Source organism: Bacillus sp. PK6-026 (assembly GCF_054161455.1).
The window spans coordinates 231,129-250,370 of sequence record NZ_CP096418.1; the positions used below are offsets into that span (position 1 = coordinate 231,129).

The window sequence follows — 19,242 nt, forward strand, 5'->3', positions numbered from 1 at the left end:
GAAAAAATCGTATTTTTTGTGAAAAGAATGAGCAATTTAAAGCTGTCGTGGAATGGAATCACAATGGTGAAGATCATAAGGAGAGTGTTAAACTGACAGCAATTACAGGGTCATAAAAATTGAACCATTGTAACTTTTAGTGTAATATTACACTAAAAAGAACATCGGAGGTTCCTCCATGGATAAAGAATACATAACCGAACTCATTTCATCCAAGTTAAGATTAATCCGTGCGGAAAGCGGCTATACGCAGGAGAAAATGGCGAACGTGCTCGGGATGTCGAAGAAAACGCTCGTGCAAATTGAAAAGGGCAGGTCGGCAGCGGGGTGGGCGCATGTTGTCGCGGTATGCGCGCTTTTTCGGAACAGTGAGGTGCTGCAGGCCGTGCTCGGGGATGAGCCCCTTGAGGTGGTGGAGACTGTCGCTCACCGAAGCATCGACAGACCAAAAGGGAAGACGCTCGGCGGAAAAGTGTGGTGGCGGGACATTGAGAAAAAAGGCGAGTTTCGCCTTCAGCAAAACTTGATTTCTCACCATTACCGCATTTTGGATTCGTATGACGACCTATGGTTCAGCACCTTTGAAAAACAGGATGCTGTGGCGCGTTTGGACGAGCTGTTCAATGAACAGGATGGGGTGGAATGAAGAAAAAGTTAAGTCCTCTGAATTTGCTGGTCTTCATTCCTCCAAGATAAGACATAGTGAAAAACACTTCGTGTTTCGTCTGTGGAATTGGAGTTGAGAACAGTTTTCCACCCGCTTTATTTTCACTCCAGCACATCATCAAGCAGCTTCCACATCAGCTCCCTCCGGTTTCCTGCGCCCGTCTTCAAAAAAATCGATTTCAAGTGGTCTTGAACGGTGTAAGCCGATATATGCAATTCGTCTCCGATGGCTTTTGTTGAAAGTCCGCGGATGACCCGGTACACGATGTCTTTTTCCCGGTCGGACAGGTTGTAGGCTTCTGCTATCAGCGGTATGGTTTCTGCCGGTGAAGCAGGCTCGAATGAAACGGCGATCTGGCCTGATGGACCAAAGCCGTCTAAACGACTCGCTTTAATGGATAGGCAGGAATGACCCGGAATCGAGATGACCGTTTTTGCCGGATCGGCAGTTTCAGCCGCTGCCCGCGTGCAGACGGCCCGGACAGGTCTCGGCACGGCATCGCTGCCGATCCTTTCCCAGCCGCGCAAGATATTTAGCCAATGGAGGGCCGCTCGGTTGCATGACAAGGGCTGCAGGTCTTCCGACAAAATCAGAATGCCTCCGACATGTTTCATGTGAAACACGTCTTTTTTTGACAGGTGGTGTCTGAATTGCTGAAGGTGCCGGCCGATAAGCGGTGCGAGTGAAGCGAGCAAGCTCTTATCCTTTTCTGTAAATAGCGGCTGTCCTCTTTTCCTCAACAGGGTAAGGTATCCCCGGCACTCCCCCTTGCTGAGCAGAACGGCGCGCAATTCATCTTCATAGCCTGCAGGCCCAAGAATGTTGCTGTAGCGTTTGCTTTGCCGGAAGTCTCCTTTGACCGATTCACTTAATATAGCCGCTGTCTGTCGTGTCTGAATTAAGGCTTCGAATCGATTCACATCCTCCTGCGTGTACTCAAGCTCGAATAATTGCGGATGGATCGCTTCAATTTGATCGTCTGTGACGGCTCCGATGGACAGTAAGGTCTTGGGGTCTACAGCCGTGCAGCATGATGCATCAAACGGAATCGCCTGTTTTAATGCAGACAGCATGGCTTCGATATATTGGGGCGAAGAACGGGTTGTGCGCTGCAGTTCGTTCAGTATGTCTTTTAACGGCCGGTTCATGTCGGTCCTCCTCTTTAAAAATCCCAGGTTTAAGGGATGGTGGTTTGTTGAAACTCCTTTATAATTGAGAACAATTCTTAATTAATTTTACTAAAAGGAGAACGGCTTGTCATGAACATGGACTGGAATCATCCTGATGTCTATCAATACGAAAAGAAAATCCCTTTAAAAATCCCATGCTATGAAATGCTCTACGATATGATGGATCGCTTGTTGACGGTCCGGCTTTCTGAAGATGCGGCTAATGTGATGGTCGTCGGGGCCGGAGGTGGGCAGGAGCTCGTGACGCTTGCAAAAAGACACCCGAATTGGTCATTTACAGGAGTCGATCCGTCTGCCAGCATGCTCGGTTTGGCGAGAAAAAGGCTGGAGCTCGCCGGAATTCAGCCTCAAGCCGATCTGATTGAAGGAGAAGTACATCAGCTTGAGTGCGGATTTCAATATGATGCTGCGACATGCATGCTTGTGCTTCACTTTGTCCGCCATAAGCTTGAATTTTTGCAGCAGATCGCCTCAAGATTAGCGGATGGCGCTCCGTTTTTCATTGCAGCCATTCAAGGCGACATGACGTCAGAGGCATTCAAGTGGCAGATGTGTGCCTGGAAGGAGCATATGCTGGCAGGCGGGATTTCTGAACAGGAATGGGAGAGCTTTTCCGCTTCAATCGGCAGCCGCTCTCATCCGGTGCCGGCTTCAGAGGTGGAGGATCTGCTCGGCAAAGCAGGCTTTACAAACGCAACGAGATTTTTCAGCGCTTATGTAATCGACGGCTGGTTTGCTGTGAAAGGAGGCGGCAAACAATGAAGAAACATATTGTCGTGATCGGCGGGTACGGTCATGTCGGCGCCCAAATCTGCCGGAGTCTCGGGGAAAAATATCCGGGCCGTGTGTATGCTGCCGGAAGAAACCTGGATCACGCCGAGCGTTTTAGTCAGGAAACGGGCGGCCAAGTGAAGCCGATGCGTTTCAACAGAGATGCACCGGCTGACTGGGATTGGCTCAAGACGACGAAGCTGGTGATCGTGTGCATCGATCAGGAAAACACTGAGTTGGCAGAGGCTTGTCTGGCGAGCGGCACGGATTATATCGACATTACGGCGAACGGTTCATTTTTGGCTCAGCTTGAACAGCTGAATGACGAAGCATGCCGCGGCACGGGATTATTAAGCGTCGGCCTGGCTCCGGGGCTTACCAATTTACTTGCGCAGAAAGCCGCCCAGGCTCTCGATGAAACGAGCCGGATTGATATTGCGATCATGCTCGGTTTAGGTGACAGCCACGGAAAAGCGGCGATCGAGTGGACAGTTGACCATCTGAATACGGTGTATGATGTGAAAGAAAATGGACGCTTGATGGAAGTCAGCAGTTTTACAGACGGCCGGCGGACAAACTTCGGCGGGCGATTGGGGGGCCGGACAGCGTACCGGTTTCCTTTTTCCGATCAGGTGACATTGCCAGGCACATTAGCCGTCCCTTCTGCTTCTACCCGGCTTTGCTTTGATTCAAGGCCTGCCACCGCACTGATTCCGGCCATGCAAAAAATCGGCGCAGTCAAGCTCTTAAACAATAAGGGAATTCGAAATCTGGCGGTCCGTATGCTGGGGGTGCTCAACATCGGATCAGCGCAATACGCGGTAAAGGTGGATGCTGAAGGATTGAAAAACGGCCGGAGCACCGGGACAGGCATCGCGCTGTTCGGCGAAAATGAATCATTCATTACCGCACAGACAGCCGCTGCAGCCGCGTCAGCTTTGTATACCGGAAGCTTTCCACACGGAATATTTCATTTGGAACAGCTGTTTGAGCTTGAATGGGAAGGAAGAGAGTCTTGCTTAATTCAGAAAGAAACCGGTGACCGGTTTGTGATATCGTTTGACATCTTGTTAGAAAGTGAGATGATAAATATTAGAAAATAATAGAAGGAGTGGGAAATATGCAGCCTGAAGATATTGTCAGAAGCGGTCCGAACCAGTACGTTTGCAGAGAGGGGATCGCGAAAGAACTGCCGTCATTTGCGAATGCATTCGAACGGCCCGTCATCATTACTGGAGTCAAATCGTTTAAAGCTTTTACGAGTTATACAACGCCTCCAAACGATTGGAAAGTCGTTCAGCATACGGGCTGCAGTTCCCTAAATAAGATTAAAAAAGCAGCAGAAGCAGCAGAATCGGCAGATGTCATCATCGGGATAGGCGGGGGAACCGTCTTAGATACGGCGAAGGCAGCCGCCGATTTGTTGAACATTGAAGTCATGATGATTCCGACGATCCCGGGAACATGCGCGGCAAGCACGCCGTTAAGCGTGATCTATGATGATGACGGCAACTTTTCGGGCGTCCAATACCATAAGCGCTCAAGCTATTTGACGCTGGTCGATCCGCTGCTTCTCCTTTCTTCGCCGGTCGCTTATGTGAAAAGCGGAATCGGTGATACGCTTGCGAAATGGTATGAGGCCGAAGCGATCATCAGAAATACGGCCGATTCGCTTTCCATCATGGTTCAGACAGGGCTGAGACAGTCTGTCTATATTCGGGATATTTTGTTGACAGAAAGTCTGAAAGCCATAGAAAGTCTTGAAAAAGGCGAAACCTCCTCATCTTTCGCACATGTCCTCGAAGCGGTTATCGCGCTGGCTGGCACAGTAGGCGGATATGCGGGACGCTATGGCAGAATGGCCGGAGCCCATGCAATCCACAACGGCTTAACGTTCATCCCCGAAACCCATCGTGTGCTGCATGGCCAAAAGGTAGCCTACGGGATACTCGTGCAGCTTGCTTTAGAAGGACGGACAGATGAAATTGCCGAACTGATTCCCTTTTATGAAGGGCTCGGTTTTCCGAAAAGACTTAGCGATTTAGGCATTTTAGAAAACGTTGAAGAGGCAAAACGGACCGTTGCCGCTCATGCCGTGCGTCCGGATGAATCTTTATGTCTGATGGGATCTTTTCATGAAGCTGATGTGATGGCGGCGATAGAGTCGCTTGAATAAACCTGATAAATAAAACGAGTCAGCCATCCTGTAACGGATGGCTGACTTTGTTAAATTTCCACTTTCACATCGGCGCTTTTTTTCAGTTTTTCAACCTGCTGTCCGAGTTTTTCCTGTCTTTTTTGCTGTTTGAGCATGTCTTGGATTTGTTTCTTGACATCGTCAAACGCAGGTGTGTTTTTCTGTCCGCTGTCTTTTTGCTGTGCGGCAAATTGATCATAGTAATCTTTGATTTCTTTGTCTGTGACCTGATCTGCCGGCAGTTCTTTGTCAATATATTTTTCTGTTTTGATATTGTCGGCAATGTCACTTTTCAGCGTGTTCATGTTTAAGCCGGCTTTCTTGACAGCTTCCTCAAAATCTTGTTCATTTTTATACTGCTTTTTGCTTTCGTCCAGCTGTTTTTCAATTTCTTTCTCAGATGCTTTGTAGCCTTTTTTGTCCGCTTCTTGGGTAATTAAAGCCTGTCCGACCAGGCTGTCGATGGCCTGCTTTTTGATTTGCTGTGCCGCATCTTTTGAAGTCGGATCCTGTCCTGTTTGCTGATACTGCATTTGTGCGGTTGATAATACGCTGTTATAGTCCTTGCCTGTGATCTTTTCATCGTTAACGACAGCCACTGTTTTTGTATCATCGACTTTTTGCTGATCAAGCTTTTTCTGCATGGCTTTCATTTGCTTTTCTTGATCCTGCTGCCCGCTTTGGGCTGTTTTTTCTTGATTGTTTGCCTTGGATTGCTGATCATCATGATTTGAAGTGCAGGCGCCCAATACGACAGCCAATAATCCGATCATGAGAGATGATATGCCTTTTTTCATAATATATCTCCTTTCTTCAAACAGAAGTGAATCTTAAAATGACCTTTAGTGGGCATTCTAAACGATCGGCTCTAAAAAAGAAACCATTTGGAATCAATTTTCCAAAATGTAATCGAATTGAAAGGAGATCGTAATGTGATGGCCGAGTTCCGGTTTACTTGATATGTTTCGAATCAAAGCCGTAGACTTCGAAGTCCTTCGCAAATATCTCCTGCACCAGCTCTTTTGTTTCGTCATTGTAAAAGCTCTCAAAAGTCGGTAACACCCAGTCGAAGGATGACATGGTGAAAACGGTGTCCGCGAATTTTCCTTTTTTGAGCATAGTATCGGAAAGATGGTGCGGTGATTTCGACAGCTGTGATATCGGAGATTTCAATAATTTGTATTTGTTTTCAATCTCTCTGATTTGCGCGCTGAATTGCTCGAGGTAAATATAATTGGTGACAAACTCTTCTTCTCCTTCGAGATACTGAGGACCAAGGTGCCGGTCAATGGCGCTGATTTCCGGCCCCAAATCTTTTAAATGATGCAAGAATTGGGTGAAAGACAGCCCTGTATTCATGTTACTGTTGAACAGACAGATAAAATTCGGGGAGCAAATTGCCGCCAGAAAGGAACTGACTGCTCTCCGGAAAGGGTTGCGCACAAGCTTGTAAGTGTCCTTTTTTCCCTCTCTTAATTCTGCCAGAAGATCCTTCACATAATCCGGCTGCTGCGTATAGATCGTATTTCTGTAGTGATGAACCTCCCCCGCGCATCTTCGGCCAACATCTTCAAGCAGTCCGTTTTGGAAAAAGAACCAGCGATTCAGAGTCGTGCAGCCGCTTTTTGGAATCCAGAACAGAATGATCGGAAAATCTTTCGCAAAAAGAGGGGTATAAAGGTAAATCAAGCGATTCAGTCTCTCATCTTCAAACATGCAGAACACATCCACTTCTTTCTTTGTTTTGGTCCGCCTGAGACAGCGGTTGCCTTTATACACAAAGTATGCCGTCACCAATGAATTGATAGGGCGATAATATGAATATATTTCAAAATGATAAGATCTGGCAGACGGTTCCTTATTGAACCATATATAGAAAAATAAGTTTATGCTTTAAAACAATCTTATGATACTAGAGCATGCCTGTACAGTTTATATTTAATGGAACTTTCTGTTTCACTGCATGCTCCGCCTGAGGTAACATGAAAATGAGAAATGCCTGGGAGCGTTCTGAAAGGTCAGATGCTCAAGGAAAATGGAATAAAGGGAGGGTCGCTCATGCAGATTCGCATGACTGAATATCACGTTCCCGACCCCGAGTCGGGTCCGTACGGGATCGCCGTATGTGCAAACGGGCGCATTTGGTTTACTGAACAAAAGGGAAACCGGATCGGTATGCTCACAGAGTCTGGAGATATTACCGAATATACGATTCCGACGAAGAGCGCAGGCGCCTCGATTATTACTCCCGGGATTAGCGGTGAGCTATGGTTTACGGAGTATAAAGCGGGGAAAATCGGAAAAATGACGCCTCAAGGGGAAATAACCGAGTATGCCCTTCCTCCAGATACTGCCCCGTTTGGGATCGCCGTAGGCTGTGACGATGCCATGTGGTATACCGATATGGCCGGACATCAAATCGGCAGGCTGTCATCTTCAGGCGAAATCACTGAATATAAACTGCCCAAACCGGGAGCCTTCCCGTCATTTATTACAAGGGGAGCAGACGATGCACTCTGGTTTACACAAAATCAAAGCGGCTCCATCGGGCGAATAACGGCAGATGGAGACATCAGCGAGTATCCGCTTCCTGGAGAACAATCCGGACCGGTCGGAATCACTGCAGGCCCGGACGGAGCTTTGTGGTTTACAGAAATAAACGGAAATCAAATTGGGAGAATTGCGGTCTCAGGGAAGATCAGCGAATACCCGCTTCCGACAGCCAATGCCCGCCCGCACGCGATTACCGCCGGCTGCGATGGTGCCCTGTGGTTTACGGAATGGGGTGCGGGTCAAATCGGCCGCATTACAGTCAACGGGGATATTACGGAATATCCAATTCCGACGGCCGAGTCTGAACCGCACGGGATAGCGGCCGGACCAGCCCAATCGATCTGGTTTGCAGAAGAGTGCGGCCGTATTGGGAAAATCTCTATTCTTGATTAAAAAACGTCCAGTTTGCTGGACGTTTTTTTATATATTATTCCGTTCTCGTTTCCATTCTGCGGTTGGGAGAGCCAAGGCCTTTATTCATCAAGTAAAAATGGAAAATGTATTCACCGATTGCCATAGCGACTGCTGCAAAAAACGCGGCCAATGCAGCGGTGTTTGCAGCCGTTCCCATCGCAAGAGCCATCAGCCAAACGACAAGAAAAGCGACGCCTAAATCGGCTAAAGTGGCTGTGATGTTATTGGTCTTCGGCAAAATAAACAAATCACCCAGCAAATAGGATACCGCGCCAAGAACAATTGTGATGAAGAGGGTGTTTTCAAAACTGAAACTAAACCCGAGCCCGAGAACAAGGTACAGTATCACAATTGTCATGATGCCTTTAATGGCAAGGGCTTTCACATGTTCCATAACAATTCGCTCCTTTATACGAGATTTTAGTTTTTCTTTTCCTCGTATTCAGAAAACGAAACATGCAAACTTGCTTTTTTAACGGGCTCAGACATTTTTCCGCCATTCTTTCTGTTTCTTGCATAGTAGATGATATAGCATAACGCCATAAATGGAACACCGCAAAAAAGGGCGATTCTTTGGTTCGGATCAAAGGCAATGCCGATGCAGGATGCCAGACATAATAGAAAAGCGGCAATCGGTACTGCCGGATAAAACGGTGTCCGGTATTTTAAGCCGTCTGCGGTGTTTCCTTCAGCCAAAAAGCGTCTGCGGAACATGAACTGCGAGGCTGCAATGCTCATCCAGACGGCAACAACGGCAAAGCCTGAAATTGATACAAGAACGATATAGACGGAATCAGGTGCAAAAACACTGGAGAGCAGCGACAGAATGCCGCCGATCATACTGAAAATCAGCGCGTTCAACGGAATTCCCCGTGAAGTCAGCTTTTGAAAAACGGGGTGTAACGTTTTTTCTTTTGACAGTGACCAGAGCATCCGGGAGCAAGCATATAAGCCTGAGTTGGCCGCGGAAAGCAGAGCCGTCAGAATCACAAAATTCATAATGTCGGCCGCGTATGGAACACCGATACGGTCAAAAACGACGACGAACGGGCTTTTGATCACACCGGCTTCTTTGACCGGAATGAGGCATGAGAGCACGAAAATCGTTCCGATGAAGAAAAGCACCAGTCTCCAGAGTGTTGTCTTGATCGCTTTTGGAATGTTCTTTTCCGGTTCGGCGCTTTCTCCGGCGGCAATCCCGATCAGCTCCGTACCCGAAAACGCAAAATTCACGGAGAGCATCGCCATAAAAATTGGAAGGAAACCGTTCGGAAAGAGCCCGCCTTCTCCTGCAAAGTTTGAAAGAAGCGGTGCGGAATCTGTATTTTGTAGCGGGATGATGCCGAATATCGCCGCTCCGCCTAAAATAATAAACAATATAATGGCAAGCACTTTAATGCTCGAAAACCAAAATTCGGACTCGGCAAAAAATCTCACTGAGACAGCATTGAACACGAAAATCAGTGCAGCGAAAACCGCGCTCCACATCCACACCGAAGTATCGGGGAACCAGCGCTGCATTAATAACCCGGCAGCGGTAAATTCCGAACCCAGCGCGACAGCCCAGGTCAGCCAGTAAAGCCAGGCGACGGTGAATCCGGTGCCCGGCCCGATGAATTTAGAGGCATACATATGAAACGATCCGGTCACAGGCATGGCGACCGATAATTCGCCGAGGCAGAGCATGACAAGGTAGACGATCAGAGCCCCGACTAAGTAGGCTAAAATCGTTCCGGCAGGACCCGCCTGTGAGATCGTATAGCCGGAACTTAAGAAAAGACCCGTGCCGATAACGCCTCCCAAGGAGAGCATGATCAGGTGTCTCGTTTGCATTTTTCTTTGAAAGTTCTGACGATTGTTGTTTGACTGTTCCATCATATCTCCAGCTTTCTCGCCCAGTCGGCGACGGCTTTTATGTCTTCAGGTGTTGTTCTGCAGCAGCCGCCGATCAGCTGTGCTCCTTGGTTGTACCAGCTGCGGGCGCTTTCTCCGAAGGAAGCTTTGCATGCCGCACCATGCCATGTTTTTGTCTCCGGATCATACTGTTCACCGGAATTCGGATAGACGATAATCGGTTTAGCTGTATGCTTTTTGATGCCGCCAATGAGCGAAGAGACATGCTCCAGCCGCGTACAGTTTACGCCAACTGCCGCAACCTGGTCATGCTGATCGAGCCATTTCGCGCATTCGCCGGCTTTCGTGCCGTCGCTGATATGACGTCCGTCTTTAGCGCTGAAACTGATCCACGCATGTGTGTCAGGGAATTCTTTCAATAAATGAACGATTGCTTTTGCTTCTGAAAGGCACGGTATTGTTTCACAGGCTAACATATCGGCGCCTGCATCGATTAAAGCGGCCATTCGCTGCCTGTGAAAATCGGCCAATTCGTCTTCTGTGACGTCATAATCCCCCCGATATTCGGAACCATCCGCTAAAAAAGCGCCGTAAGGGCCTACTGAAGCGGCTACAAACGGTTTGGGCCGGCCTTTGCGGTTTTCCGGAACCGCCCAAAATTCATCGCGTGCTTCTACAGCAAGACGTACAGACTCCCGGATAAGGTGGAGCGCTTCTTGTTCACTGAGGCCGCGTTTTGTGAAACCTTCAACCGTCGACTGATAGCTGGCTGTCATCGCGCAATCGGCCCCCGCACGGAAATAATCCAGATGCACTTGTTTGATAAGCTCGGGGTTTTCGATGAGCATTTTTGCAGACCACAGGCTGTCGTTCAAATCACAGCCGTACCGTTCAAGCTCGGTGGCCATCGCGCCGTCAAGTGTGATGATAGGAAATTGTTCTAAAATCGATTGGATCGGATTGGTCATCTCATTGTTGAGGATCTGTCGTTTGAGACCCCGGCCTCCTTTTTTAGAGTTTTTAAAAATATATGAAAAATAGTTTAAAAGACTTCAGTAGCTTTTGTCAATCTACCAAAAATCAGTTTTTACTAGTAGCTTTTGTCGTTTTCTATTTAGGGTAAAACGGTACGTCTCCGCATATTTTTTTAAAAAAAGACTGATAAGGGGTATTGGATGGATGAAAAAACTGATTATCAATGCTGATGATTTTGGATATTCAAGAGGCGTGAACTATGGAATTATTGATGCCTATAAGCTGGGGATTTTAACATCAGCGACGTTCATGACAAATATGCCGGGCGCAGGTCATGCGGCGCGGCTGGCTCGCGAATCGCCCGGGCTCGGGATCGGCGTACATTTGGTGCTGACCTGCGGAAGACCGCTTTTGTCTGATCACCGGACGATCGTCGATGCAAAGGGGAATTTTCGCAATCTCGCATTTTATCAAGGTGCTTTTACAATTAATACTGATGAAGTATACCGCGAGTGGAAAGCGCAGATTGAAACATGCATCAACATGGGCTTGGAACCCGATCATTTGGACAGCCACCATCATATCAACGCTTCCCCGGGCATCTCAGACGCATTTTTGACGCTCGCCAAAGAGTACCGTTTGCCTGTCAGGCGCAATATGGAGAGTGCTGTGATCACGGAGAAAGGAGTGAAAACAACAGACTTTTTTTCACCTGTCCTCGAAGCGGCTTTAAAGGATGAAGAAGCCGTCTCTGAACTGTTTGAAGAGCATGATACTGTGGAGGTCATGACCCACCCGGCATACCTCGATAAGGAGCTTTTGACGAACTCTTCTTATACTTATCCGAGAGTCGATGAACTTGAATTTTTAACCGATCCGGACGTTGTCATCCGTTTGAATAAGCTTACTGATGTCCAGCTCGTATCATTTAGGAATTTGACATAAGGAGAATGCCGGAATGAAACATATTTTTCAGCTGCTGGGAAAGTCTTTGCTGATTCCGATTACCGTTCTTCCGATCGCCGGCCTGCTGCTGCGTCTTTCTGCGGAAGATATGCTGAATATACCGCTTTTTCAAGCGTCAGGCGTGATATTGAACAATATGGATGTCCTGATCGCAATCGGCATCGCCATGGGCTTTGCCCGTTCAAAAGATAAAGGAATTCCTGCGCTGACAGGATATTTGGCGATAACCGTATTAAAAGAGGGGCTCGGCATCTTGAATCCTGATCTTGATATGAGCGTCTTCGGCGGGGTGCTCGCCGGCCTGATGGCGGCTTTCATTTATAACCGGTTTCAACATACGAAACTGCCAAGCATGTTTTCATTTTTTGGCGGAGAGAAGTTTCCGATTACGATGATCGTATTGGTGACGATTCCGGTGGCAGGCTTTTTTTCAATCGTCTGGCCTTATGCAGAAGCGGCGATCGACACTTTTAGCCAGTCGCTTGTAGGTCTTGGCGCTTTCGGGGTGTTTGTATTCGGATTTCTGAATCGGTTTTTGCTGCCGTTCGGCCTTCACCATGTCATGAATACGTATATTTATTTTGGGCTTGGGCGCTATGAGACGGCATCCGACGAAGCGGTGACAGGGGAAATTACGCGGTTTTTGAATGGAGACCCGACAGCCGGCTACTTTCTCGGCGGCTTTTTTATCACGATGATGTTTGGCATTCCGGCGATCGCTTTGGCAATCGCGCATGCAGCCAGAACGAGAAAAAAGGAAACGAAAGCGCTCATGTCTTCAGGAGCAGCCACATCACTGATCACCGGGATTACGGAACCAGTTGAATTCACGTTTTTATTTACTTCGCCTTTATTGTACTTTCTTCACTCGGTCTATACGGGACTTGCCGGAGCGGTGCTCTGTATGCTTGGGATTCGTCACGGCTTCTCATGGGGAGCAGGCGCAATCGATTATTTGCTGAACCTTAATTTATCAGACGGCGGATTATGGATCATACCCGTCGGCCTTGCCTTTTTTGCTCTCTATTATGTTACGTTTTACTTTGTGATTATAAAGCGAAACATTCCGGTGATCGGAAGGGAACAGGAAACACCTGAAGGAAACCGGCTGCATCAGTCTATGGCTGCAGGCATTCTTAAGCATATCGGCGGCCGTGAGAATGTCGTGACTTGCGAAAACTGTATAACCCGTTTGCGAATGAAATTAAAAGACACGTCCTTGGCGGATGAAGCGCAATTAAAGCAATTAGGAGCGCACGGTGTGGTCAAAATTGACCAGCATCATATCCAGATTGTGATCGGAACGGATGCTGGGAATGTGAAAAAAGATTTGCAGAACTTAATCGGGGAGACTCCGCCGGATTAAAAACTGGAGTTGATTGTCCCGTACCTTTTGGAAAAATCACGAGTCAGCGAAAAATAAGCTTGCACCTCCAGCAGCGTGAGGCGTTATGATAGGAATAAATCGTCAGTTGGAGGGGATTTTTATGGAAAATGACGGATATTATTCAATCGGTGTTTTTTCAGAAATGACAGGGACATCCATTCGGACGCTCCATTATTACGATGAAATCGGCCTGTTGAAGCCTGAAAAACAGCCGGGAACAGGCCGCCGTTTCTACACAGACAGAGATGCGAGAGAGTTGCAGAAAATCACATGTTTTAAGTTTCTCGGGTACAGTCTTGAACAAATTCGCGCTTTCATGAAGGATGCATGCTTTGATGCCGGCCTGATTCAGGCGCTGCAGGAGCAGAAAAAGGTGCTGGAGGAGAAAAAGGAACATATTGAAACAGGGCTGAAAGCGATAAACAGGACAATCGGTCTTCTTGAGGAGGAAGAGGAAATCGACAGTTCTCTTTTCATGAGCCTGCTGAACAGCATCCAGACTGAGAAGGAGCAGCGCATATGGCTTGAACAGCAGGTGTCCAAACGTTTTGCCGATGATGTATTCGGCAAATCAGAAGATGAGATGGCCAAATTGGATCAAGAGTATGTTCGTTTATCTAAGGAAGCCAAGCGGCTCATGGGAAAACCGGTTGATGACCCCGAAGTGCAGGAAATGGCGGACCGATATATGAAGACGAGTTTGGAATTTGTCGGAGAGGGCGTGCTGTCGGCTTTAGGACAGATGGAGACAATCGAATCGCAGCAGCTGGCAGAGAAGTTTTCTTCACCTTTTACAAAAGAAGAGGATGAGTGGCTGCAGCAGGTGTTCGAATATTACATGATTCACAACGATTTCTGTCCCGAAAACGGCCGATGAAAAAATCCGCCGGAGCTTTTAATGCAAAAGCTCCGGCTCAATTTTCGCCGTTTCATTATCAAGTGAAACATGCAGTTGATGGTTTTGATTAACCGAAGCGAAAAAGATTTCATCCATTCGTTCAAGCCCTTTTTTTTTCAGCTGGTTTTTGAGCCAGCTTTCCGTTACATTCAATTGGTGAAGGACAGATGTGTACACTTTCCCTTCAATGATGACCGGATATGAAAATTCGCCGCTGCTTTTTTGAATCCCCATATCTTCAGCCGTGACTTCCATTTTATTTGGCTTTTTGTATACCGTTAAATTTCCATTCGCCTCTATAAACGCCATTTCTACGTCGCTGACATTGAAAACATCTTTTTCACGAAGCATTTGCAGAACATTATCCACCGAATATCTGATTCGTTTTAAATTGCCGACAATAAACGTTCCATTTTTGATGACGATGGTCGGTTCAAATGTAATCAGACGTCCGAGTGTTCTGTTTTTGATCATGATTTTTGAAGCGAGTCTTTGCAATAGGGCAATCGCAGCCACCGCAGCGGCGGTATGCAAATGTTCAATCCTCGGATCGGCTATGTCAGCTCCGACGACAGCCCCCAATGTAATAATGATTAAAAAATCAAATACAGGCATTTCGCCGATTGAGCGTTTTCCCATTAGCAATGTAACAGCCAATAAAAGCGGAAGGATGGTGATGATTCGCCCGTAGACAACCAAAATTTCTTTCATAGTTTCCATTTTCTCGCTTCCTTTTTATAGCCTTTTGCCAATTCAAGATTGACGGCCGTCATTTTCGAGTTGAGGTCATGATATGGATAAGAATCGCTTATTTCAGGAAGCCGGTTGGCATCCTCCTGGTTTGAAATCACACGACCCGCCGAAACAAACCGTTTTGGGGGAATTGTAACACCGATTACTGTTGCTCCCGGTTCAATCACCGTATTCTCTTGGATATAGGCATCAAAAACAAGGCTTTGCATCCCGACAAAAACATTGTTGTCAATTCTTACGGGGCCGTGAATTTGACATTGCGGGGCGAGTGATACTTTCTCGCCTATGTAAATGGAATACGATTCACGATCTTTAAAAACGGATTGTTCAGTAACAGGGTTGTTGTATTCATAGTTTTTCATACCGTGCAAGACAACTCCGTCTTGGATATTGCAATCATGGCCGATGTAGATTTTTAATCCCGTGTCTCCTCTGATCGAAGAGAAAGGCCCGATGAAAACGTTGCGCCCGATGACCACACTGCCGATGACCGAGGCGAAATGATGGATGTATGAGGACGCATCAATATCCGGAATATCTGCTTCTTGATTAAATGACGCGGTAATATTGGGGCTGACATTGTCTTGGATCAGCAGCTTTTCAAGAAACTTCCCGGCGAGTGACGAAACCGTTAACCCGAGGATGAGTTTGTTGCTTAATTTCATATGACCTGCCTCCTTTATTCAGGTAGTCTGTCTAAAAAACGGGATAATATTTATGGGCGGCGGTCTGAAACTAAAAAAGAGGATATGGGGAGATAACGGCTAATAAAGCAATGGAATAGGTTTTAGGAAGCGTTCAAGACGATTACCATTTTCATCTCTAAAAAAACAAAGGAAATGATTCATTTAGAGGAGGAAATTTACGGTCAGCATGCCTTGGCTAACTCCTCGACAGAGCTCTATTTTAAGGGAGGTTGAAACTTTGAATCTATCTTTGGCAGTTGCATTAGTTATATCTGTGTTTTTAAATATATTTCAGTTGGCACTGATCAAATCCAATAACCGTAAAAACGCAAACTGGAATGAGAGTACAAAAAGGCCGCTCAATCCCTTCGCTGCCATCCTATGGACTTATTTCGCCATTATCATTCTTTTGATGTTGGCTGCATTAGTAACCGTTATCATACAGCTTAACGAATAATATTAGCGCTTCTCTTCTTCTGCCGGCTTTTTATTATTGCCACAGTCATAACGAAAAATGCGCAGAAATTGCAAGGAGAAAAAACGATGAAAACGGGATCGCTCGGCTTTACACACACGGAAACGATTGCCCCGAAGGGATCTATTTTAAATGAAGAGACGTTCGAATTTGAAACTCAAAAAAGATGGGCAAATCGTAAAGCATGCGGTAGAAAATCATAAGGAAGAGACAAATACCGCAGCTCCTCCTGCCAAAAAGGATAGAGACATTGGACATGTCAAAAAAAACAGGAGGCAACCCGCTGCCGAATACAGGAAATAATCGCCTGTACCGTGCTTTACTCATTGGACCCATCCTTCTTATTATCGGACTTGCTATGTTTGTTTTAAACTGTAAAAAGACTCAAAATCAAAGTGCGTAAATATTCCCCAAAAGACAGCGTTACGGCTGTCTTTTTCGTTTGCGGAACAGCACTTCGCCCACGGCACCTGCGGAAACGCCGAGCACATAAGCCAATAAATCGCTCCACAAAAATCCATAACCGAGAATGAGTCCGCCGAGCGGAACGGCTCTGATATCATCAATCCATGGAGCGTGATACAGCTGGCTGCATTCGATTAAAAAACAAAATGCGAGCGCAATCAGCGCTACTGAAGCTGTCTTCGCGTTTTTGAACAGAAAGCCTGCGCCGAAGAAAATCATCAGCGCCCACAGCGCATCCCCTAAATAGGCATTCACGATGTCCGGCAGCATATCGGCCGCCTTTCTTGAAGCAAGCCCCGCCGCCATCGCTGCGAATATCATCGCAAGCCGGCGGATACGGCTTCTTTTCATATTCATGGCTGGACCCCTTTTCTGCCAAAGCAGGTGAAGTAAATCTTTGGAGACATGACGGATACAAGAGGAAAAACGTTTTATTATTTTGGACGGTTTAAAATGAACGAAAAAAGCCGCCGGATACGGCGGCTTGTGTTATATCGCATTTTTGCTTTCGGTTTTTTGTTCGGTGCCGGAGCGTTCCCAGCATTCGACGCCTTCATGGTTTTCAAGAACATCTTTATAAAAGACCGGATCTTTTCCAGCTTTTCGCTGTTTCACATAGTCTTTCAAGGCGGCAAATGCCACTTTTGACAGCAGGAAAATCGCGATTAAGTTGACGATGACCATCAAGCCCATGAACAAGTCGGCGAGGTCCCACACAAGCTGGACTTTTGATACCGATCCGAAGATAACCATCGCAAGCACACAGATTCTGTAAATGAAGAGCCATGCTTTGTTCGTGTGCAGGAATTCGATATTCGTTTCTCCATAGTAGTAGTTTCCGATTAAGGTGCTGAAAGAAAACAGGAACACCATAATGGCAAGAAAGCCTGAGGCCCATGCTCCGATGTGCGTGCTGAGCGATGCTTGCGTCAACTCGATTCCGCTCAGCCCCGGTTCTTGATACGCATCGGAAAACAAAATGATAAAAGCTGTGCTTGAACAAATCACCAAAGTGCTCGTGAAAACCCCTAAAGCCTGGACAAGACCCTGTTTGACAGGATGGCTCGTTGTCGCTGCGGCTGCTGCATTCGGCGCGCTGCCCATCCCGGCTTCATTCGAGAAGAGGCCGCGTTTGATTCCGTTCATCAGCGCTGCGCCGATGGCTCCGCCTGCCGCTTGTTCAAGGCCAAACGCATGACCGACAATCAAAGAGATGACGTCCGGCAGTTTCGTAATGTTCATCAGCATGACAAAAACGGCGACGCCGATATATAAGACGGCGAGAAATACGACAATATATTCGGACAGCTTGGCGATCCGTTTGATACCGCCGAAGGTAATGATGCCGAAGGCAATCGTAATGATAATCCCCAGTGTAAGACGGTCTGTGCCGAATGAGTTTTCAAAAGCGACCGTTATCGTATTGGACTGGACCGCGTTAAACACGATTCCGAAGGATAATGTAATCAAGACGGCAAACAGCGCACCCATCCAGCGTTTTTTCAAACCCTTTTCCATATAGTAAGCAGGGCCGCCGCGGAAGCCGTCTTTATCCTTTATTTTATAAATTTGCGCCAGCGTGCTTTCGACAAAGCTTGACGCCGAACCGATGATGGCGATGATCCACATCCAAAAGATAGCGCCGGGTCCGCCCAAGGCAATGGCGATCGCAATCCCCGTAATATTTCCTGTGCCTACTCTCGCGGCCATGCTAATGCAAAAAGCCTGAAAAGGAGAGATTCCGTTTTTGTCGGGTGCTCCTTCCTTTAAAACCCGGAACATGTCTTTCAGCAAGCGAACTTGAAAGAACTTCGATTTAAAAGTAAAAAACAGTCCCGAAGCCAGAAGCATAATAATTAATAGTTTTGACCAAAGAAAATCATTTGTGACAACAATGACTTCTTGAAGGAATTGCTGCATGCTTTCACCTCTTTTTTGTGATTTTAAAAAATACTGAGATCCCATTCACGGGCTATATGTTTTAACAGCATTCCGCCCGTCATGCTGTTGCCGTAATCGTCAATCGCCGGACCGTAGATGCCGATGCCGCATCCATGCCGAAAAGGCTGTTCTCTTTTCATGCTGGCAGGCACCGCGCACATGATTCCGCCGGAGACGCCGCTCTTTGCCGGAATGCCGACAAAGGCCGCGAATTTTCCTGAAGCATTGTACATGCCGCACGTCAGCATTAAAGCTTTTGTCAGCCTGGCGACATCCTTCGGGATCACCTGCTCTTGGCGGAGAGGGTGATATCCGTCATTTGCGAGAACCATGCCGATCAAGGCGATGTCTTCAGTGCTTCCTTCCATGGAGCATTGCTTCAAATAGACTTCAAGCGTTTCTTCGACGTCTGCTTCGAGGAAGCCGGTTTCCTTTAAATAATGGGCCAATGCTCTGTTCCGATGGGCGGTTTGCCACTCTGACCGAAATACTTCCTCATTGATTTCAAGCCGTTTTCCAATCATTTTTTCAATGACTTCATGAAGCGACTCCATTTTTTCCAGTGCCGATTCACCGGGTAGGATCGACGCAACGGTCAGCGCTCCGGCGTTGATCATCGGGTTAAACGGCTTTCCCGGCTTGTGCATTTCAAGGCGGATGATTGAATTGAACGCGTCTCCCGTCGGTTCTACATCAACACGGTCTAATACGTAAGAAATCCCTTTCGTCAAACACGCTGCGATAAAGCTGACCACCTTTGAGATGCTCTGGAGTGTGAATGATACGTCCCAAGTTCCTGCTTTGATCACCGTTTGATCAGAACCGATCACACAGATGCCGAGCTGGTTAGAGTCGATTTTTCCTAAAGCGGGAATGTATTCGGCGTTGCGTCCGCTTGCGGAAAAAGGACGGTAATGTTCAACCAAATCTTCAAGGCGGGATTGCCAGAAGCGGGCGTCATAGCGTTCTTCCAATACTTCATTCATCGAATTTCCTCCAATCTGACCTGTTAAAGCTTGCAGGTTTGCTGAAAAAATACGAGGCTCTAAA

21 protein-coding genes are annotated in these 19,242 nt (G+C 47.1%); 10 read left to right on the forward strand and 11 right to left on the reverse strand.

Annotated features, from left to right (window positions below):
- The first annotated feature begins 178 nt into the window (after nucleotides 1-178).
- Nucleotides 179-646, forward strand: a complete 468-nt coding sequence (locus tag M1D59_RS01305) for a helix-turn-helix domain-containing protein (RefSeq protein ID WP_025810853.1) — start codon at nucleotides 179-181, stop codon at nucleotides 644-646.
- Between the two features lie 122 nt (nucleotides 647-768).
- On the opposite strand, the gene M1D59_RS01310 is transcribed toward M1D59_RS01305, so the two are convergent.
- Nucleotides 769-1,815 carry a helix-turn-helix transcriptional regulator gene (locus M1D59_RS01310; RefSeq protein WP_224066835.1) on the reverse strand — a complete coding sequence of 349 codons (1,047 nt, stop codon included), beginning with the start codon at nucleotides 1,813-1,815 and terminating at the stop codon, nucleotides 769-771.
- Between the two features lie 111 nt (nucleotides 1,816-1,926).
- On the opposite strand from M1D59_RS01310, the gene M1D59_RS01315 reads away from it, so the two are divergent.
- From M1D59_RS01315 to M1D59_RS01325, 3 genes are read left to right on the forward strand one after another with little or no spacing between them, the layout of a single operon-like run.
- Nucleotides 1,927-2,619: a class I SAM-dependent methyltransferase gene (locus M1D59_RS01315; RefSeq protein WP_051303797.1), complete on the forward strand. Its 693-nt coding sequence runs from the start codon at nucleotides 1,927-1,929 to the stop codon at nucleotides 2,617-2,619.
- Entirely contained in the window at nucleotides 2,616-3,731 is a 1,116-nt protein-coding gene (locus tag M1D59_RS01320; protein ID WP_458117723.1) for a saccharopine dehydrogenase family protein, read from the forward strand. Before M1D59_RS01315 ends, M1D59_RS01320 begins: the two co-directional genes overlap by 4 nt.
- A 17-nt stretch (nucleotides 3,732-3,748) precedes the next feature.
- A complete protein-coding gene (locus tag M1D59_RS01325; protein WP_020449971.1) occupies nucleotides 3,749-4,804 on the forward strand; it encodes an iron-containing alcohol dehydrogenase family protein in 1,056 nt (351 codons plus the stop codon).
- A 50-nt stretch (nucleotides 4,805-4,854) separates the two neighbouring features.
- Here M1D59_RS01325 and M1D59_RS01330 read toward each other — a convergent pair whose 3' ends face one another.
- Complete coding sequence (locus M1D59_RS01330) at nucleotides 4,855-5,622, reverse strand: SurA N-terminal domain-containing protein (protein WP_020449972.1); 768 nt, start codon at nucleotides 5,620-5,622, stop codon at nucleotides 4,855-4,857.
- Nucleotides 5,623-5,776: 154 nt separating this feature from the next.
- A complete protein-coding gene (locus M1D59_RS01335; protein ID WP_458117724.1) occupies nucleotides 5,777-6,541 on the reverse strand; it encodes a sulfotransferase family 2 domain-containing protein in 765 nt (254 codons plus the stop codon).
- A gap of 342 nt (nucleotides 6,542-6,883) precedes the next feature.
- On the opposite strand from M1D59_RS01335, the gene M1D59_RS01340 reads away from it, so the two are divergent.
- Complete coding sequence (locus tag M1D59_RS01340) at nucleotides 6,884-7,771, forward strand: Vgb family protein (protein WP_458117725.1); 888 nt, start codon at nucleotides 6,884-6,886, stop codon at nucleotides 7,769-7,771.
- A 34-nt stretch (nucleotides 7,772-7,805) separates the two neighbouring features.
- On the opposite strand, the gene M1D59_RS01345 is transcribed toward M1D59_RS01340, so the two are convergent.
- The 3 genes from M1D59_RS01345 to mmuM are packed head-to-tail and all read right to left on the reverse strand — an operon-like array spanning nucleotide 7,806 to nucleotide 10,614.
- The gene (locus M1D59_RS01345) at nucleotides 7,806-8,186 is read right to left on the reverse strand and encodes a DUF2512 family protein (protein ID WP_003178548.1); all 381 of its coding nucleotides are present in this window, start codon (nucleotides 8,184-8,186) and stop codon (nucleotides 7,806-7,808) included.
- A gap of 26 nt (nucleotides 8,187-8,212) precedes the next feature.
- Nucleotides 8,213-9,667: an S-methylmethionine permease gene (gene mmuP / locus M1D59_RS01350; RefSeq protein WP_020449975.1), complete on the reverse strand. Its 1,455-nt coding sequence runs from the start codon at nucleotides 9,665-9,667 to the stop codon at nucleotides 8,213-8,215.
- Nucleotides 9,667-10,614 (reverse strand): homocysteine S-methyltransferase, encoded by a 948-nt coding sequence (gene mmuM / locus M1D59_RS01355; protein WP_023857745.1) that lies wholly within the window; start codon nucleotides 10,612-10,614, stop codon nucleotides 9,667-9,669. Before mmuM ends, mmuP begins: the two co-directional genes overlap by 1 nt.
- Before the next feature lie 211 nt (nucleotides 10,615-10,825).
- Between mmuM and chbG the strand changes: the two genes are divergently transcribed.
- The 3 genes from chbG to M1D59_RS01370 all read left to right on the forward strand — a co-directional run bounded on the left by chbG (nucleotide 10,826) and on the right by M1D59_RS01370 (nucleotide 13,851).
- A complete protein-coding gene (gene chbG / locus M1D59_RS01360) occupies nucleotides 10,826-11,566 on the forward strand; it encodes a chitin disaccharide deacetylase (protein WP_458117726.1) in 741 nt (246 codons plus the stop codon).
- Between the two features lie 13 nt (nucleotides 11,567-11,579).
- Nucleotides 11,580-12,953: a PTS transporter subunit EIIC gene (locus tag M1D59_RS01365; RefSeq protein ID WP_458117727.1), complete on the forward strand. Its 1,374-nt coding sequence runs from the start codon at nucleotides 11,580-11,582 to the stop codon at nucleotides 12,951-12,953.
- Between the two features lie 121 nt (nucleotides 12,954-13,074).
- Nucleotides 13,075-13,851 carry a MerR family transcriptional regulator gene (locus M1D59_RS01370; protein ID WP_458117728.1) on the forward strand — a complete coding sequence of 259 codons (777 nt, stop codon included), beginning with the start codon at nucleotides 13,075-13,077 and terminating at the stop codon, nucleotides 13,849-13,851.
- An 18-nt stretch (nucleotides 13,852-13,869) separates the two neighbouring features.
- On the opposite strand, the gene M1D59_RS01375 is transcribed toward M1D59_RS01370, so the two are convergent.
- Nucleotides 13,870-14,592: a DUF421 domain-containing protein gene (locus M1D59_RS01375; RefSeq protein ID WP_026580456.1), complete on the reverse strand. Its 723-nt coding sequence runs from the start codon at nucleotides 14,590-14,592 to the stop codon at nucleotides 13,870-13,872.
- Nucleotides 14,580-15,290: a gamma carbonic anhydrase family protein gene (locus tag M1D59_RS01380; RefSeq protein WP_095292777.1), complete on the reverse strand. Its 711-nt coding sequence runs from the start codon at nucleotides 15,288-15,290 to the stop codon at nucleotides 14,580-14,582. The genes M1D59_RS01375 and M1D59_RS01380 overlap by 13 nt, the downstream gene beginning before the upstream one ends.
- Nucleotides 15,291-15,549: 259 nt before the next feature.
- Here M1D59_RS01380 and M1D59_RS01385 point away from each other — a divergent pair, with 259 nt between their 5' ends.
- Entirely contained in the window at nucleotides 15,550-15,768 is a 219-nt protein-coding gene (locus M1D59_RS01385) for a hypothetical protein (RefSeq protein WP_458117729.1), read from the forward strand.
- Nucleotides 15,769-15,854: 86 nt separating this feature from the next.
- Complete coding sequence (locus tag M1D59_RS01390; protein WP_263432308.1) at nucleotides 15,855-15,989, forward strand: hypothetical protein; 135 nt, start codon at nucleotides 15,855-15,857, stop codon at nucleotides 15,987-15,989.
- A gap of 220 nt (nucleotides 15,990-16,209) precedes the next feature.
- On the opposite strand, the gene M1D59_RS01395 is transcribed toward M1D59_RS01390, so the two are convergent.
- The 3 genes from M1D59_RS01395 to M1D59_RS01405 all read right to left on the reverse strand — a co-directional run bounded on the left by M1D59_RS01395 (nucleotide 16,210) and on the right by M1D59_RS01405 (nucleotide 19,178).
- Nucleotides 16,210-16,608, reverse strand: coding sequence for a ribosomal maturation YjgA family protein (locus M1D59_RS01395; protein WP_035337363.1), 399 nt, complete (start codon nucleotides 16,606-16,608; stop codon nucleotides 16,210-16,212).
- Nucleotides 16,609-16,740: 132 nt separating this feature from the next.
- Nucleotides 16,741-18,171 carry an alanine/glycine:cation symporter family protein gene (locus tag M1D59_RS01400; protein ID WP_020449985.1) on the reverse strand — a complete coding sequence of 477 codons (1,431 nt, stop codon included), beginning with the start codon at nucleotides 18,169-18,171 and terminating at the stop codon, nucleotides 16,741-16,743.
- Nucleotides 18,172-18,194: 23 nt separating this feature from the next.
- Nucleotides 18,195-19,178 (reverse strand): glutaminase, encoded by a 984-nt coding sequence (locus tag M1D59_RS01405; RefSeq protein ID WP_025810838.1) that lies wholly within the window; start codon nucleotides 19,176-19,178, stop codon nucleotides 18,195-18,197.
- Nucleotides 19,179-19,242: the final 64 nt, after the last annotated feature.

Coding starts and splice junctions, on each gene's coding strand:
- M1D59_RS01305 (WP_025810853.1), top strand. CDS start 179: ATGGATAAAGAATACATAACCGAACTCATTTCATCCAAGTTAAGATTA.
- M1D59_RS01310 (WP_224066835.1), bottom strand. CDS start 1,815: ATGAACCGGCCGTTAAAAGACATACTGAACGAACTGCAGCGCACAACC.
- M1D59_RS01315 (WP_051303797.1), top strand. CDS start 1,927: ATGAACATGGACTGGAATCATCCTGATGTCTATCAATACGAAAAGAAA.
- M1D59_RS01320 (WP_458117723.1), top strand. CDS start 2,616: ATGAAGAAACATATTGTCGTGATCGGCGGGTACGGTCATGTCGGCGCC.
- M1D59_RS01325 (WP_020449971.1), top strand. CDS start 3,749: ATGCAGCCTGAAGATATTGTCAGAAGCGGTCCGAACCAGTACGTTTGC.
- M1D59_RS01330 (WP_020449972.1), bottom strand. CDS start 5,622: ATGAAAAAAGGCATATCATCTCTCATGATCGGATTATTGGCTGTCGTA.
- M1D59_RS01335 (WP_458117724.1), bottom strand. CDS start 6,541: ATGTTTGAAGATGAGAGACTGAATCGCTTGATTTACCTTTATACCCCT.
- M1D59_RS01340 (WP_458117725.1), top strand. CDS start 6,884: ATGCAGATTCGCATGACTGAATATCACGTTCCCGACCCCGAGTCGGGT.
- M1D59_RS01345 (WP_003178548.1), bottom strand. CDS start 8,186: ATGGAACATGTGAAAGCCCTTGCCATTAAAGGCATCATGACAATTGTG.
- mmuP (WP_020449975.1), bottom strand. CDS start 9,667: ATGGAACAGTCAAACAACAATCGTCAGAACTTTCAAAGAAAAATGCAA.
- mmuM (WP_023857745.1), bottom strand. CDS start 10,614: ATGACCAATCCGATCCAATCGATTTTAGAACAATTTCCTATCATCACA.
- chbG (WP_458117726.1), top strand. CDS start 10,826: ATGAAAAAACTGATTATCAATGCTGATGATTTTGGATATTCAAGAGGC.
- M1D59_RS01365 (WP_458117727.1), top strand. CDS start 11,580: ATGAAACATATTTTTCAGCTGCTGGGAAAGTCTTTGCTGATTCCGATT.
- M1D59_RS01370 (WP_458117728.1), top strand. CDS start 13,075: ATGGAAAATGACGGATATTATTCAATCGGTGTTTTTTCAGAAATGACA.
- M1D59_RS01375 (WP_026580456.1), bottom strand. CDS start 14,592: ATGGAAACTATGAAAGAAATTTTGGTTGTCTACGGGCGAATCATCACC.
- M1D59_RS01380 (WP_095292777.1), bottom strand. CDS start 15,290: ATGAAATTAAGCAACAAACTCATCCTCGGGTTAACGGTTTCGTCACTC.
- M1D59_RS01390 (WP_263432308.1), top strand. CDS start 15,855: ATGAAAACGGGATCGCTCGGCTTTACACACACGGAAACGATTGCCCCG.
- M1D59_RS01395 (WP_035337363.1), bottom strand. CDS start 16,608: ATGAATATGAAAAGAAGCCGTATCCGCCGGCTTGCGATGATATTCGCA.
- M1D59_RS01400 (WP_020449985.1), bottom strand. CDS start 18,171: ATGCAGCAATTCCTTCAAGAAGTCATTGTTGTCACAAATGATTTTCTT.
- M1D59_RS01405 (WP_025810838.1), bottom strand. CDS start 19,178: ATGAATGAAGTATTGGAAGAACGCTATGACGCCCGCTTCTGGCAATCC.